This is a genomic window from Streptomyces sp. NPDC026377, from assembly GCF_055567715.1.
The window spans coordinates 74,013-87,524 of sequence record NZ_JBVHPV010000011.1; the positions used below are offsets into that span (position 1 = coordinate 74,013).

Consider the following 13,512-nt stretch of genomic DNA (forward strand, 5'->3'; position numbering starts at 1 on the left):
CGAGCGCCTACGCCGGTGGGGCCGTCGCGGCCGCCTGGGCCTGGGCTTCTCCTCGGGCGACGATCTGACGGAACGTGAACTCCGCCAGGTCGTCGCCCACCGCGAACGCGTTCTTGTCGCCCTTGGTGACGCTTCTGCCGTCGGTGTAGCCGCTGATGCCGAAGTAGGCGTACCGGCCGTAGGAGTTGGACGTGTTGCGGCAGACGGCGTGGCCGCCGTCGCAGAAGCCGGGGACCCCGGAGCCGGCGAGCGGGGCGAGGCCGATGCCCGCCTGCTGCTTGGCGCGCTGCGCCTTCGCCTCGGTCTCGAAGGTGGCCACGCCGATCGTCACGGCGACGCCGTCCCGGACGTAGGTGGCCCGGATGACCTGGTCGCAGCCGTTGGCGGTGAGGACCGAGCCGAGCGCGCCACGGGTGGCGGCGGCGCAGTCGGTCGTGCGGGCGGTGGCGCCCTTGGTGTACGTGCGGTCGCCCATCTTCAGCGTCCTGCCCGGGAAGAGCGTGTCGGCGCTCAGCGGCGCCTTGTCCTTCTTGGCGCTGGATATGAAGTCGTGCGGGTTGGGCGGGGGCGGCGGGGCCACCGAGGAGAACGAGGGCTGCGGCTCGGCGGTGCCGCTGGGCAGCGTCTGGGCCGAGGGCAGCTCGCTGGGGGACTTCCCGTCGGCGCCGTCCTTGGAGTCGCCGGTGCTCACGATGGCCGTGGCGACGATCGCCACCACCGCCGCCGTGGCCAGCACCCCGCCGCCGATCAGCAGCCGGCGCTTCCTGCGGCCGCGCGCGGCGGCCTCGTCGGCGAGCGCCGCCCAGTCCGGTGTGCCGTTGTCCCCCGGGCCCCATGCGGGTCCCCCTTGCCCAAAGCTCATGGCGCGCATCTTAATTCGATTGGGAGTACGCGGACGGGGTGGGCGACAATCCGCTCATGGGACATGTAGAGGCCGCACACCTGGAGTACTACCTGCCGGACGGGCGGGTCCTGCTCGCCGACGCGTCGTTCCGGGTGGGGGAGGGTGCGGTGGTGGCCCTGGTCGGGGCGAACGGCGCCGGCAAGACGACCCTGCTGCGGATGATCTCCGGCGAGCTCCAGCCGCACGGCGGGACCGTCTCCGTGGGCGGCGGGCTCGGGGTGATGCCGCAGTTCGTGGGCTCGGTGCGGGACGACACGACCGTACGGGACCTGCTGGTGTCGGTCGCGCAGCCGAGGATCCGGGCGGCGGCGAAGGCCGTGGACGAGGCCGAGCACCTGATCATGACGGTGGACGACGAGTCCGCGCAGATGAGGTACGCGCAGGCGCTCTCCGACTGGGCGGACGTGCGGGGGTACGAGGCGGAGACCCTCTGGGACGTCTGCACGATGGCCGCGCTCGGCGTCCCGTACGACAAGGCGCAGTTCCGCGAGGTGCGCACGCTCTCCGGCGGTGAGCAGAAGCGGCTCGTGCTGGAGGCGCTGCTGCGCGGCTCCGACGAGGTGCTGCTGCTGGACGAGCCGGACAACTATCTGGACGTGCCGGGCAAGCGGTGGCTGGAGGACCAGCTACGGGCGACGCGCAAGACGGTGCTGTTCATCTCGCACGACCGGGAGCTGCTCTCCCGTGCCGCCCAGAAGATCATCGCGGTGGAGCCGGGGGTCGACGGCTCCGACGTGTGGGTGCACGGCGGCGGCTTCGACACCTTCCACGCCGCCCGCAAGGAGCGGTTCGCCCGCTTCGAGGAGCTCAAGCGGCGCTGGGAGGAGAAGCACGCGCAGCTGAAGAAGCTGGTGGTCTCGCTGCGGCAGGCCGCCTCGGTCAGCCACGAGCTGGCCTCGCGGTACGCGGCGGCCCAGACGCGGCTGAAGAAGTTCGAGGAGGCCGGGCCGCCGCCGGAGCCGCCGCGCGAGCAGGAGATCACCATGCGGCTGCGTGGCGGCCGTACCGGCGTACGGGCCGTGACCTGCGAGAACCTTGAGCTGACTGGGCTGATGAAGCCGTTCTCGCTGGAGATCTTCTACGGTGAGCGGGTGGCGGTCCTGGGGTCGAACGGCTCGGGGAAGTCGCACTTCCTGCGGCTGCTCGCGGGGGACGCGTCGGTGGCGCACACGGGGCTGTGGAAGCTGGGGGCGCGGGTGGTGCCCGGCCACTTCGCGCAGACGCACGCCCATCCCGAGCTGCTCGGGCGCACCCTGGTCGACATCCTGTGGACCGAGCACGCCAAGGACCGGGGCGGGGCGATGTCGGTGCTGCGGCGGTACGAGCTGGAGCGGCAGGGGGACCAGGCGTTCGAGAGGCTCTCCGGCGGGCAGCAGGCGCGCTTCCAGATCCTCCTGCTGGAGCTGGCCGGGACCACGGCGCTGCTCCTGGACGAGCCGACGGACAACCTCGACCTGGAGTCGGCGGAGGCGCTCCAGGACGGGCTGGAGGCGTACGAGGGGACGGTGGTGGCCGTCACCCACGACCGTTGGTTCGCGCGTGCCTTCGACCGGTACCTGGTGTTCGGGGCGGACGGGGTGGTGCGGGAGAGCACGGAGCCGGTGTGGGACGAGCGCCGCGTGGAGCGGGCTCGATAGGGGTTTTCCGGGGTGCTGCGCCCCCGGGCCCCCTGCGGTGCGCCGTTTTTGCCTGACGGTCGTGGTGGGTCGCTCGCGCAGTTCCCCGCGCCCCTGGAAGGCTCGGCTTCGCCGTCGCGTCTGCCGGCGTCCCTGGTTGCGCCGGGCTGCCTGGGGGCGCGAGCAACCCACCACTCGGCCGCAGCCGGAGGCCGGGCCGGATCAGGGGCGTTTTGACCCGCGCGGGGGACCGTGGGTATTCTTCTGGTTCGTTATGCGTATTGGCTTGGTCGTTCTCACGCGAGGGGCCATTACGTAGGTTCTCTGGAGCAGTTACCAGTGGCTCGCATACGGGCAGCGTCCCCGGCACTGTGAGCCCAAGCTGCATGATCGCTTCAGGGTGCAATGTGTCTGGACCCCATCCACTGAAGAAGCGAAGGCTACGACCGTGCGTACGTACAGCCCCAAGCCCGGCGACATCACTCGCCAGTGGCACGTCATTGACGCCCAGGACGTCGTCCTGGGCCGTCTGGCGACGACCGCTGCGAACCTCCTCCGGGGCAAGCACAAGCCCGTCTATGCGCCCCACATGGACATGGGTGACTTCGTCATCATCATCAACGCCGACAAGGTTCACCTGTCCGGCAACAAGCGCGAGCAGAAGCTGGCCTACCGCCACTCCGGCTACCCGGGCGGTCTCCGCTCCGTGCGCTACGACGACCTCCTGGCGAACAACCCGGAGAAGGCCGTCGAGAAGGCCATCCGGGGCATGATCCCCAAGAACTCCCTGGGCCGTCAGATGCTCTCGAAGCTGAAGGTCTACTCGGGCGACCAGCACCCCCACGCTGCCCAGCAGCCGGTGCCGTTCGAGATCACCCAGGTCGCGCAGTAGTTCCGGCCACCACACCCCCTAAGACAGAAAAGAATCTGAGGAGCATCGTGGCCGAGACCACTGTCGAGACCCCCGTCGAGGGCGAAGAGACCTACGCGGAGGTCACCACCTTCGAGTCCGAGGTCCCCGTCGAGGGCGAGTACACCACCGAGTCGCTGGCGTCCCGCTTCGGCGACCCCCAGCCCGCCGCCGGCCTGGGCCGTCGCAAGAACGCCATCGCCCGCGTCCGGATCGTCCCGGGCACCGGCAAGTGGAAGATCAACGGGCGTACGCTCGAGGACTACTTCCCGAACAAGGTCCACCAGCAGGAAGTCAACGAGCCCTTCAAGGTGCTCGAGCTCGACAACCGCTACGACGTCATCGCCCGTATCTCGGGTGGCGGCGTGTCCGGCCAGGCCGGCGCCCTGCGCCTCGGCGTGGCCCGCGCGCTGAACGAGGCGGACGTCGAGAACAACCGCCCGGCGCTGAAGAAGGCCGGCTTCCTCTCCCGCGACGACCGTGCGGTCGAGCGCAAGAAGGCCGGTCTCAAGAAGGCCCGCAAGGCCCCGCAGTACAGCAAGCGCTAAATCGCGCCTGCCGCCTGTACGGCTCTCGTCCGCCCCGGCAGCACTCCTGGTGCTGCCGGGGCGGCGTTGTTTTTGACACGAGTGGTGGGCGCCCGGGTGCGGCGCCGGTGGATCTCTATGGAGGACAGCAGTGGGACGACTCTTCGGCACGGACGGTGTACGCGGCGTGGCCAACGCCGATCTGACGGCTGAGCTGGCACTCGGCCTGTCGGTCGCGGCGGCTCACGTACTGGCCGAGGCGGGCACCTTCGCCGGTCACCGGCCCACCGCGGTGGTCGGGCGCGACCCCCGCGCGTCCGGGGAGTTCCTGGAGGCCGCGGTCGTCGCGGGCCTCGCCAGCGCCGGCGTCGACGTGCTGTGCGTCGGTGTGCTGCCGACCCCGGCCGTGGCATATCTCACGGGTGCGCTCGGCGCGGACCTCGGTGTGATGCTCTCCGCCAGCCACAACGCCATGCCCGACAACGGCATCAAGTTCTTCGCGCGCGGTGGCCACAAGCTCGCCGACGAGCTGGAGGACCGTATCGAGCGCGTCTACGACCAGCACCGCACGGGCGAGCCGTGGCAGCGCCCGACCGGCGCGGGCGTGGGCCGGGTCCGCGCCTACAAGGAGGGCTTCGACAAGTACGTCGCCCACCTCATCGGCGTGCTGCCCAACCGCCTGGACGGTCTGAAGGTCGTCCTGGACGAGGCGCACGGCGCCGCCGCCCGGGTCTCGCCCGAGGCGTTCACCCGGGCCGGGGCCGAGGTCGTCACCATCGGCGCCGAGCCGGACGGCCTCAACATCAACGACGGCTGCGGCTCCACCCACCTGGACCTGCTGAAGGCCGCCGTCGTCGAGCACGGCGCCGACCTCGGCATCGCGCACGACGGCGACGCGGACCGCTGCCTGGCCGTGGACGCGCAGGGCAACGAGGTCGACGGCGACCAGATCCTCGCCGTGCTCGCGCTGGCCATGCGCGAGGCGGGCACCCTGCGGGGCGAGGCGGTGGTCGGCACGGTGATGTCCAACCTCGGTTTCAAGATCGCCATGGAGCGCGAGGGCCTCCAGGTGGTCCAGACGGGCGTCGGCGACCGCTATGTGCTGGAGTCGATGAAGGAGCACGGCTACGCGCTGGGCGGCGAGCAGTCCGGCCACGTGATCATCCTCGACCACGCGACCACCGGCGACGGCACCCTGACCGGTCTGATGCTGGCGGCCCGCGTCGCCGCGACCGGCCGCACCCTGGCCGACCTCGCGGGTGTGATGGAGCGCCTGCCGCAGGTCCTGATCAATGTGCCGGACGTCGACAAGTCCCGGGTCGCCACCTCGGCCGAGCTGACCTCCGCGGTCACCGAGGCCGAGCGCGAGCTGGGCTCCACCGGGCGGGTGCTGCTGCGCCCCTCGGGCACCGAGCCGCTGGTGCGCGTGATGGTCGAGGCCGCCGACATCGACCAGGCGCGGTCGGTGGCGGGCCGCCTGGCGGACGTGGTGAAGTCGGCCCTGGGCTAGGCCCGGGCGCGTACCTCCGTACGCACGTACGCACGTACGCTCAACGAGCGGGCCCGCCGGGGAAGTTCCCGGCGGGCCCGCTCGTTCTTCTGTCTTCCGTCCCGGCGTCAGAGCTTGCGCAGGGACAGCTTCTGGACCTTGTGGTCGGGGCCCTTGCGTACGACGAGGGTGGCGCGCCCGCGGGTCGGGGCCACGTTCTCCACCAGGTTGGGCCGGTTGATGGTCCGCCAGGCGGTGCGCGCGTAGTCGAGCGCCTCCTCCTCGGAGACCTGTGTGTACTTGCGGAAGTACGAGGACGGGTCCTGGAACGCCGTCTCGCGCAGCTTGCGGAAACGATTCAGGTACCAGGTCTCGATGTCCTCGGCCCGGGCGTCCACGTACACGCTGAAGTCGAAGTAGTCGGCGAGACCGACCCGGGTGCGGCCGTCCTGGCCGGGCAGGGCGGGCTGGAGGACGTTGAGGCCCTCCACGATGAGGATGTCCGGGCGGCGTACGGTCAGCAGCTCGCCGGGCACCCGGTCGTAGATCAGGTGGGAGTAGACGGGCGCGGTGACCTCGTCCTTGCCCGCCTTGATGTCGGCGACGAACCGGGTCAGCGCGCGCCGGTCGTAGGACTCGGGGAACCCCTTGCGCGACATCAGGCCGCGCCGCTGGAGCTCGGCCATCGGATAGAGGAAGCCGTCGGTGGTGACCCGCTCCACGCGCGGGTGCTCGGGCCAGCGGGCCAGCATCGCCTGGAGGAGGCGGGCCACCGTGGACTTGCCGACGGCGACCGACCCGGCCACTCCTATGACGAACGGGGTGCCGCGCTGGGCGCTGTGGCCGTTGCCGGAGCCGCCCAGGAAGGTGTTGAGGGCGCCGCGCAGCTCGGAGGTGGCCTGCACGTACAGGTTGAGCAGCTGGGAGAGCGGCAGATAGACGTCCCGCACCTCGTCGAGGTCGATGACGTCGCCGAGGCCGCGCAGCCGCTCCAGCTCCTCGGCGGTCAGCGGAAGGGGCGACTTGTCCCGCAGCGCGCTCCACTCGCTGCGGGTCAGGTCGACGTAGGGAGTCGAGTCCGCCCGGCGTTGGGCGCTGCGTGGCGGCGAAGTGATCACACGCCCATTGTCGTGGCTGGCGGCCGGATGCGGGGGGTGGGGTGGGTCACGCGGCGCACCACCCGGGTGGGGGCGGGAGTGGGCCGGTTTCGCGGCCGTGCGGTCGTAGGCTGCCGCCATGTGCGGAATCGTCGGGTACGTGGGAGCGCAGTCAGCGCTCGATGTTGTCATCGCCGGGCTGAAGCGGCTCGAATACCGGGGCTACGACTCGGCCGGCGTCGCGGTCCTCGCCGACGGCGGGCTGGCCGCGGCCAAGAAGGCCGGCAAGCTCGTCAACCTGGAGAAGGCCCTGGTGGACCGCCCGCTGCCGAGCGGCTCCACCGGCATCGGGCACACCCGCTGGGCCACCCACGGCGGGCCGACCGACGCCAACGCCCACCCGCACCTGGACAACGCGGGCCGGGTCGCGGTCGTCCACAACGGCATCATCGAGAACTTCGCGGCGCTGCGGGCGGAGCTGGAGGAGCGCGGCCACGCGCTGGCCTCCGAGACGGACACCGAGGTCGTGGCGCATCTGCTGGCCGAGGCGTACTCCTCCACGGAGGATCTGGCCGAGGCGATGCGGCAGGTGTGCAGGCGGCTCGACGGGGCGTTCACGCTGGTCGCGGTGCACGCCGACGAGCCGGACGTGGTGGTCGGGGCGCGGCGGAACTCCCCGCTGGTGGTGGGCGTTGGAGAGGGTGAGTCCTTCCTCGCCTCGGACGTGGCCGCGTTCATCGCCCACACGCGGTCCGCGATCGAGCTGGGCCAGGACCAGGTCGTGGAGCTGCGGCGGGACGGTGTGTCGGTCACCGACTTCGACGGGGCTCCCGCACAGGTGCGGTCGTACCACGTGGACTGGGACGCGTCGGCCGCGGAGAAGGGGGGCTATGACTACTTCATGCTCAAGGAGATCGCCGAGCAGCCCAAGGCCGTGGCCGATACGCTGCTCGGCCGCATCGACGGCGCGGGTTCGCTGACGCTCGACGAGGTCCGCATCCCGGCGGCGGAGCTGCGCGAGGTCGACAAGGTCGTGATCGTGGCGTGCGGTACGGCGTACCACGCGGGCATGATCGCCAAGCTGGCGATCGAGCACTGGACGCGGATCCCGTGCGAGACGGAGCTCGCCAGCGAGTTCCGCTACCGCGACCCGATCCTCGACCGGCGCACGCTGGTGATCGCGATCTCGCAGTCCGGCGAGACCATGGACACCCTGATGGCGCTGCGGCACGCGCGCGAGCAGGGCGCGAAGGTGCTGGCCGTCTGCAACACCAACGGCTCGACGATCCCGCGCGAGTCGGACGCGGTCCTGTACACGCACGCGGGCCCGGAGGTCGCCGTCGCGTCCACGAAGGCGTTCCTGACCCAGCTGGTCGCCTGCTACCTGGTCGCGCTGTACCTGGGGCAGGTGCGCGGGACGAAGTGGGGCGACGAGATCCGGGCGGTGATCCGGGACCTGGCGTCGATCGCGCGCGACGTCGACCAGGTGCTGGAGACGATGGAGCCGGTGCGGGAGCTGGCGCGGTCGCTGGCGGCGAAGGACACGGTGCTGTTCCTCGGGCGCCATGTGGGCTATCCGGTGGCGCTGGAGGGCGCGCTCAAGCTCAAGGAGCTGGCGTACATGCACGCGGAGGGGTTCGCGGCGGGCGAGCTGAAACACGGCCCGATCGCGCTGATCGAGCCGGACCTGCCGGTGGTGGTCGTGGTGCCGTCGCCGCGGGGCCGTTCGGTCCTCCACGACAAGATCGTGTCCAACATCCAGGAGATCAGGGCGCGGGGGGCGCGGACGATCGTGATCGCGGAGGTCGGCGACGAGGCGGTGGTGCCGTACGCGGACCATCTGATCCGCATCCCCGCCACGCCGACGCTGCTCCAGCCGCTCGTCGCCACGGTCCCGCTCCAGGTCTTCGCCTGCGAGCTGGCCACGGCGCGGGGCAACGAGGTGGACCAGCCGCGCAACCTCGCGAAGTCGGTCACGGTCGAATGATCATCGGGGTGGGTATCGACGTGGCCGAGGTCGAACGCTTCGGGGAGTCCCTGCGGCGCACGCCCGGGCTCCTGCACCGCCTGTTCGTGGAGGAGGAGCTGCTGCTGCCGAGCGGCGAACGCCGCGGCACGGCGTCCCTGGCGGTCCGCTTCGCGGCGAAGGAGGCCCTGGCGAAGGCCCTGGGTGCCCCGGCCGGGCTGCGCTGGACGGACGCGGAGGTGTACGTGGAGGAGAGCGGGCAGCCGCGGCTGCGGGTTCGGGGAAGTGTGGCGGCCCGGGCGGAGGAGTTGGGGGTGCGGGGGTGGCATGTGTCGTTGAGCCATGATGCGGGGGTGGCGTCGGCGGTGGTGATCGCGGAGGGCTGAGCGCGCTTGGGCCCGGCCCCGGCCCCGCCCCGGCCCCGCCCCGGCCCCGGGTCGTATGCGGTCTGTGGGTCGGTGGGGCTTGCTCGCGCAGTTCCCCGCGCCCCTTCGAAGGGGCCTGCGGCCCCGTCCCCTTGGTCTGCGGGCCGGTGGGGGTCGCTCGCGCAGTTCCCCGCGCCCCTGAAGGGGCTGGGCTCTTCCGACGCCGGGAGGCCGGACGGCCTAGGGGCGCGGGGAAATGCGCGCTCAGCCGAAGCCGACCCGCGGACAAGCACGACCCTTGCCAGGGCTGACTCGACCGGACGCTTCGCAACCCCTCAGGGGCGCGGGGAACTGCGCGACCAGCCCAAGCCAGCCCGCAGACAAGCGCAGGCCTTCCCAGAGGGGCGTCGGGCCGGACGCTTCGCAACCCCCTCAGGGGCGCGGGGAACTGCGCGACCAGCCCGAGTCGACCCGCGGACAACGACCCGGTCCGATTCAGCCCCGTACATCCCCCCACGCCCCCGCAAGCGCATCCCCCACCTCCGACGCCCGCACCGGCGCCCCCCGCGCCACCCGGCGGGCGGCCAGGCCGTGGAGGTAGGCCGCCGCCGACGCCGCGTCCCGGGCCTCCAGGCCCGCGGCCAGCAGCGAGCCCGCCAGGCCCGAGAGGACGTCCCCGCTGCCCGCCGTGGCGAGCCAGGGCGTGCCCGTCGGGTTGACGCGGACCGGGGTGCGGCCGCCCGGCTCCGCGACGAGCGTGGTCGAGCCCTTGAGCAGGACGGTCGCGCCGTACCGGTCCGCCAGTTCGCGTACGGAACGCAGCCGCGCCCCCTCCACCTCCGCCCGGCCCACCCCGAGCAGCGCCGCCGCCTCCCCGGCGTGCGGGGTGAGCAGCGTCGGCGCGGTCCTCGCCCGTACCGCCGCCGCGTCCAGACCCCGCAGCCCGTCCGCGTCGACCAGGACCGGAACGTCGGAGGCCAGCACGTCCTCCACCCCGGGTCCGTCCCCGAGTCCGGGGCCGACGACCCAGGCCTGGACGCGGCCCGCCTCGGCCGGGGGGCCCGCCGAGACCAGCGTCTCGGGGAAGCGGGCGACGACGGCGTCGGCGGCGTGGCCGACGTACCGTACGGCTCCCGCCCCGCCGTGCAGCGCGCCCGTCACCGCGAGCACGGCCGCGCCGGGGTAGCGCGCGGACCCGGCGACCACGCCGACCACCCCGCGCCGGTACTTGTCGCTCTCACCCGTCGGCTCCGGCAGCAGCTGCGCCACGTCGGCGTGGTGCAGCGCCTCGCAGTCCGGGACGGAGGGGAGGTGCGGTCCGAGGCCGATGTCGACGAGACGTACGGCACCGGTGTACGCGTACGCCGGGTCGATCAGCAGCCCCGGCTTGTACGCCCCGAACGTGACCGTCGCGTCCGCGTGCAGTGCCTCCCCCAGGACCTCTCCGCTGTCCGCCTCGATCCCGCTGGGGAGGTCGACGGCGACGACGAGGGCGTTCGAGCCACGGGCGGCGCGGGCGATCGGGACGGCGTCGGGGCGCAGCCCGCCATGGCCGCCGATGCCGGTGATGCCGTCGAGGACGAGGTCGGCGGTGGCGAGTACGTCGTACGGATCGTCGGTGACGCGGCCGCCGGCGCGCAGGAGCGCGGCGAGGCCGTCGGGGTGGGCGCGGTCGGGGGCGAGCAGGACGGCGGTGACGCCCGCGCCGCGGCGGGCCAGGCGGGCTCCGGCGTACAGGGCGTCCCCGCCGTTGTGGCCGCTGCCGGCGAGGACGACGACGCGGGCGCCGTAGACCCGCCCGAGCATCCCCGCGCAGGCGGCGGCCAGGCCTGCGGCGGCGCGCTGCATGAGGGTGCCGGGGGGGAGGCTGGCCATGAGTTCCTGCTCGGCGGCGCGGATGGTGTCGGTGCGGTAGGCGATACGCATGGGGGCAGCCTTTCGAATCCGGGGGTGCGGTGCCAGTGGGGGGCCTGGTGTTTGTCTGCGGGTCGTGGTGGGTTGATCGCGCCGTTCCCCGCGCCCCTGAGGGGGTTGCCTGCGGCTCGGCGGGAGTGGGTGCTCTGGGGCCGGTTTTTGTCTGCGGGTCGGCTTGGGCCGGTCGCGCATTTCCCCGCGCCCCTAGGCCGTCCGGCCTCCCGGCGTCGGAAGAGCCCAGCCCCTTCAGGGGCGCGGGGAACTGCGCGAGCGACCCCCACCGGCCCGCAGACCAAGGGGACGGGGCCGCAGGCCCCTTCGAAGGGGCGCGGGGAACTGCGCGGCCAGCCCGCGTCGACCCGCAGCTGATCACTGACCCCCGGAGGGCTGGGGGAAGGGGCGGGGTGGGGGAAACACGGCCCGTCCACCCGCGCGCCACCCCCACACCCCACCCCCCACCCGCTTCCCTGACCCCATGGACCCCATGGAACCCGTCACCCCGCCACCACCCCCCACCCGCCCCAGACGCACCCCCCTCGCCCTCACCGCCACCCTCGCCGCCGCCCTCACCCTCACCCTCTGCGGCGCCACCTACCCCATCCCCCCGCACCCCGGCCCCGCCGCCACCCCAGCCGTCTCCCCGGTCTCCGCCCCGGCCCCGGAGACCGCCTCCCAGACCGCCCCGGAGACCACCCCCGAAGCCGCCCTCGACGCCCTCGTCCCGGGCGTCCCGCGTGACCCGGGGCAGCCCGAGTACCTCATGGACACCCCGGACCAGGCCCTGCCCCCGCTCGTGTACCGGCCCAGCGCCGCCGAGGACGCCGTCGAGCCCGCCGCGCCGGGCCCGGCGGTGGAGCGGCTCGTCGAGTACGTGCCCCGTAACGAGGTCGGGATCGCCGCGTGCAGCCGGCAGGCCGGGCCGTACCAGCGGCAGGTCGAGCGGTGGCTGAGGCTGGCCGTCGACGGCAGGCAGTCCGCCGCCGACTGCGCCGCGATCCGCCGCTTCCAGACCAGACACGGCATCCGCCCGGCCACCGGCTTCGCCGGGCCCGCCACCTGGGGCACCATGCGGCTGCTCGCCGCCCGGGCCAACCCCGATGCCGCCGGCCGCTGCCCGGCCCGCAGGGCCAGGACCGCCTGCGTCGACCTCGATCGGCAGATCATGTGGGTGCAGGCCAAGGCCAAGAAGGCCAAGGGGAGCAGGGGCGGGGAGGCCGGACTTCTCTTCGGGCCTGTCGCCATCCGCAGTGGACGGCCCGGCTTCGCCACCCGTACCGGCACCTACCCCGTCTACTGGCGCCACAAGAACCACTGGTCCACCATCTACAACGCCCCCATGCCGTACGCCCAGTTCTTCAGCGGCGGGCAGGCGTTCCACGCCATCTACGACAACATCTACTCCACCGTCGGCTCTCGTGGATGCGTCAATCTGACGTACTCGGACGCCAAGCGGCTGTGGGGCGTGCTGCGCAAGGGTGACCCGGTCCACATCTGGGGGCGCAGGCCCGGCGCCTGAGACGGGGGCGCAGCTCTGAGAGACTTGGCGCGATGACCGCGATGACGCAGACCGTGCACACCCGAGCCCGCGCCGAGATCGACCTGGCCGCCCTGCGCGCCAACGTCCGTGCGCTGCGCGCGCGTACCCCCGGCGCGCAGCTCATGGCCGTCGTGAAGGCGGACGCGTACGGGCACGGCGCGCTGCCCTGCGCCCGGGCCGCGATCGAGGCGGGCGCCGCCTGGGTCGGCACCGCCACCCCGCACGAGGCCCTGGCGCTGCGGGCGGCCGGGATCGGCGGGCGGATGCTGTGCTGGCTGTGGACGCCCGGCGGGCCCTGGCGCGAGGCGGTCGAGGCCGACATCGACGTGTCGGTGAGCGGGATGTGGGCCCTGCGCGAGGTCACCGAGGCCGCCCGCGCGGCCGGGCGCGTGGCCCGGATCCAGCTCAAGGCCGACACCGGGCTCGGGCGCAACGGCTGCCAGCCCGCCGACTGGCCCGAGCTCGTCCGGGAGGCCCTGGCCGCCCCCGAGGTCCGCGTCACCGGCCTCTGGTCGCACTTCGCCTGCGCCGACGAGCCCGGCCACCCCTCCGTCGCCGCCCAGCTCGCTCTCTTCCGCGAGCTGGTCGCGTACGCCGAGAAGGCGGGCGTCGAGCCCGAGGTGCGGCACATCGCCAACTCTCCGGCGACCCTCACCCTCCCCGAGTCCCACTTCGACCTGGTACGGACCGGTATCGCCATGTACGGCATCAGCCCCGCCTCCGAGCTCGGCGCCCCGGGCGACTTCGGGCTGCGGCCGGTGATGACGCTCGTCGCGTCCGTGGCCCTGGCCAAGCGGGTCCCGGCGGGGCACGGCGTCAGTTACGGGCACCACTACGTCACCGGGCGGGAGACCAGCCTCGCGCTCGTCCCGCTCGGGTACGCGGACGGCATTCCCCGGCACGCCTCCGGGCGCGGGCCGGTGCTGCTGGGCGGAAAGGTGCGGACGGTGGCGGGGCGGGTCGCCATGGACCAGTTCGTGGTCGACCTGGACGGGGACAGCGTGGAGCCGGGGGCGGAAGCGGTCCTGTTCGGGCCCGGGGACCGGGGTGAGCCGAGCGCCGAGGACTGGGCGCGGGCGGCGGACACCATCGCGTACGAGATCGTCACGCGGATCGGTGCGCGGGTACCGCGCGTCCACCTGAACGAGACTTCCGACAGCTGAACCCCCGGCGGCCGGATCCGCGGG

At 73.0% G+C, this 13,512-nt stretch carries 11 protein-coding genes; 8 read left to right on the forward strand and 3 right to left on the reverse strand.

Translation table 11 applies throughout. From position 1 onward, the window contains the following. Positions 1-7: 7 nt before the first annotated feature. Positions 8-862 (reverse strand): hypothetical protein, encoded by an 855-nt coding sequence (locus ACZ4MU_RS22795; protein ID WP_467879463.1) that lies wholly within the window; start codon positions 860-862, stop codon positions 8-10. Positions 863-918: 56 nt separating this feature from the next. Here ACZ4MU_RS22795 and ACZ4MU_RS22800 point away from each other — a divergent pair, with 56 nt between their 5' ends. The 4 genes from ACZ4MU_RS22800 (at position 919) to glmM (ending at position 5,467) form a co-directional block, all read left to right on the forward strand. Next, entirely contained in the window at positions 919-2,541 is a 1,623-nt protein-coding gene (locus tag ACZ4MU_RS22800; RefSeq protein ID WP_467879466.1) for an ABC-F family ATP-binding cassette domain-containing protein, read from the forward strand. A gap of 427 nt (positions 2,542-2,968) precedes the next feature. Further along, a complete protein-coding gene (rplM, locus tag ACZ4MU_RS22805; protein WP_101389615.1) occupies positions 2,969-3,412 on the forward strand; it encodes a 50S ribosomal protein L13 in 444 nt (147 codons plus the stop codon). A gap of 47 nt (positions 3,413-3,459) precedes the next feature. After that, the gene (rpsI, locus tag ACZ4MU_RS22810; RefSeq protein ID WP_358836279.1) at positions 3,460-3,978 is read left to right on the forward strand and encodes a 30S ribosomal protein S9; all 519 of its coding nucleotides are present in this window, start codon (positions 3,460-3,462) and stop codon (positions 3,976-3,978) included. Positions 3,979-4,108: 130 nt separating this feature from the next. Then, a complete protein-coding gene (gene glmM / locus ACZ4MU_RS22815; RefSeq protein ID WP_467879470.1) occupies positions 4,109-5,467 on the forward strand; it encodes a phosphoglucosamine mutase in 1,359 nt (452 codons plus the stop codon). 107 nt (positions 5,468-5,574) lie between these two features. Here the strand turns inward: glmM and coaA are convergent, their stop codons facing one another. Further along, entirely contained in the window at positions 5,575-6,564 is a 990-nt protein-coding gene (gene coaA, locus ACZ4MU_RS22820; protein ID WP_406551839.1) for a type I pantothenate kinase, read from the reverse strand. Between the two features lie 118 nt (positions 6,565-6,682). Here coaA and glmS point away from each other — a divergent pair, with 118 nt between their 5' ends. After that, a complete protein-coding gene (glmS, locus tag ACZ4MU_RS22825) occupies positions 6,683-8,530 on the forward strand; it encodes a glutamine--fructose-6-phosphate transaminase (isomerizing) (RefSeq protein ID WP_467879473.1) in 1,848 nt (615 codons plus the stop codon). Continuing rightward, positions 8,527-8,895, forward strand: coding sequence for a holo-ACP synthase (locus ACZ4MU_RS22830; protein ID WP_467879475.1), 369 nt, complete (start codon positions 8,527-8,529; stop codon positions 8,893-8,895). Before glmS ends, ACZ4MU_RS22830 begins: the two co-directional genes overlap by 4 nt. Before the next feature lie 474 nt (positions 8,896-9,369). On the opposite strand, the gene ACZ4MU_RS22835 is transcribed toward ACZ4MU_RS22830, so the two are convergent. After that, a complete protein-coding gene (locus ACZ4MU_RS22835) occupies positions 9,370-10,800 on the reverse strand; it encodes an NAD(P)H-hydrate dehydratase (RefSeq protein WP_467879476.1) in 1,431 nt (476 codons plus the stop codon). 463 nt (positions 10,801-11,263) lie between these two features. Here ACZ4MU_RS22835 and ACZ4MU_RS22840 point away from each other — a divergent pair, with 463 nt between their 5' ends. Both ACZ4MU_RS22840 and alr read left to right on the forward strand, forming a co-directional pair. Beyond that, positions 11,264-12,304 (forward strand): L,D-transpeptidase family protein, encoded by a 1,041-nt coding sequence (locus ACZ4MU_RS22840; RefSeq protein WP_467879479.1) that lies wholly within the window; start codon positions 11,264-11,266, stop codon positions 12,302-12,304. Positions 12,305-12,345: 41 nt separating this feature from the next. Further along, positions 12,346-13,488 carry an alanine racemase gene (gene alr / locus ACZ4MU_RS22845; protein ID WP_467879839.1) on the forward strand — a complete coding sequence of 381 codons (1,143 nt, stop codon included), beginning with the start codon at positions 12,346-12,348 and terminating at the stop codon, positions 13,486-13,488. The last annotated feature ends 24 nt before the right edge of the window (positions 13,489-13,512 follow it).

Bases quoted from the DNA above. Each gene is read 5' to 3' on its own strand.
- ACZ4MU_RS22795 (WP_467879463.1), bottom strand. From the start codon at position 862: ATGAGCTTTGGGCAAGGGGGACCCGCATGGGGCCCGGGGGACAACGGC.
- ACZ4MU_RS22800 (WP_467879466.1), top strand. From the start codon at position 919: ATGGGACATGTAGAGGCCGCACACCTGGAGTACTACCTGCCGGACGGG.
- glmS (WP_467879473.1), top strand. From the start codon at position 6,683: ATGTGCGGAATCGTCGGGTACGTGGGAGCGCAGTCAGCGCTCGATGTT.
- ACZ4MU_RS22830 (WP_467879475.1), top strand. From the start codon at position 8,527: ATGATCATCGGGGTGGGTATCGACGTGGCCGAGGTCGAACGCTTCGGG.
- ACZ4MU_RS22835 (WP_467879476.1), bottom strand. From the start codon at position 10,800: ATGCGTATCGCCTACCGCACCGACACCATCCGCGCCGCCGAGCAGGAA.
- ACZ4MU_RS22840 (WP_467879479.1), top strand. From the start codon at position 11,264: ATGGACCCCATGGAACCCGTCACCCCGCCACCACCCCCCACCCGCCCC.
- alr (WP_467879839.1), top strand. From the start codon at position 12,346: ATGACGCAGACCGTGCACACCCGAGCCCGCGCCGAGATCGACCTGGCC.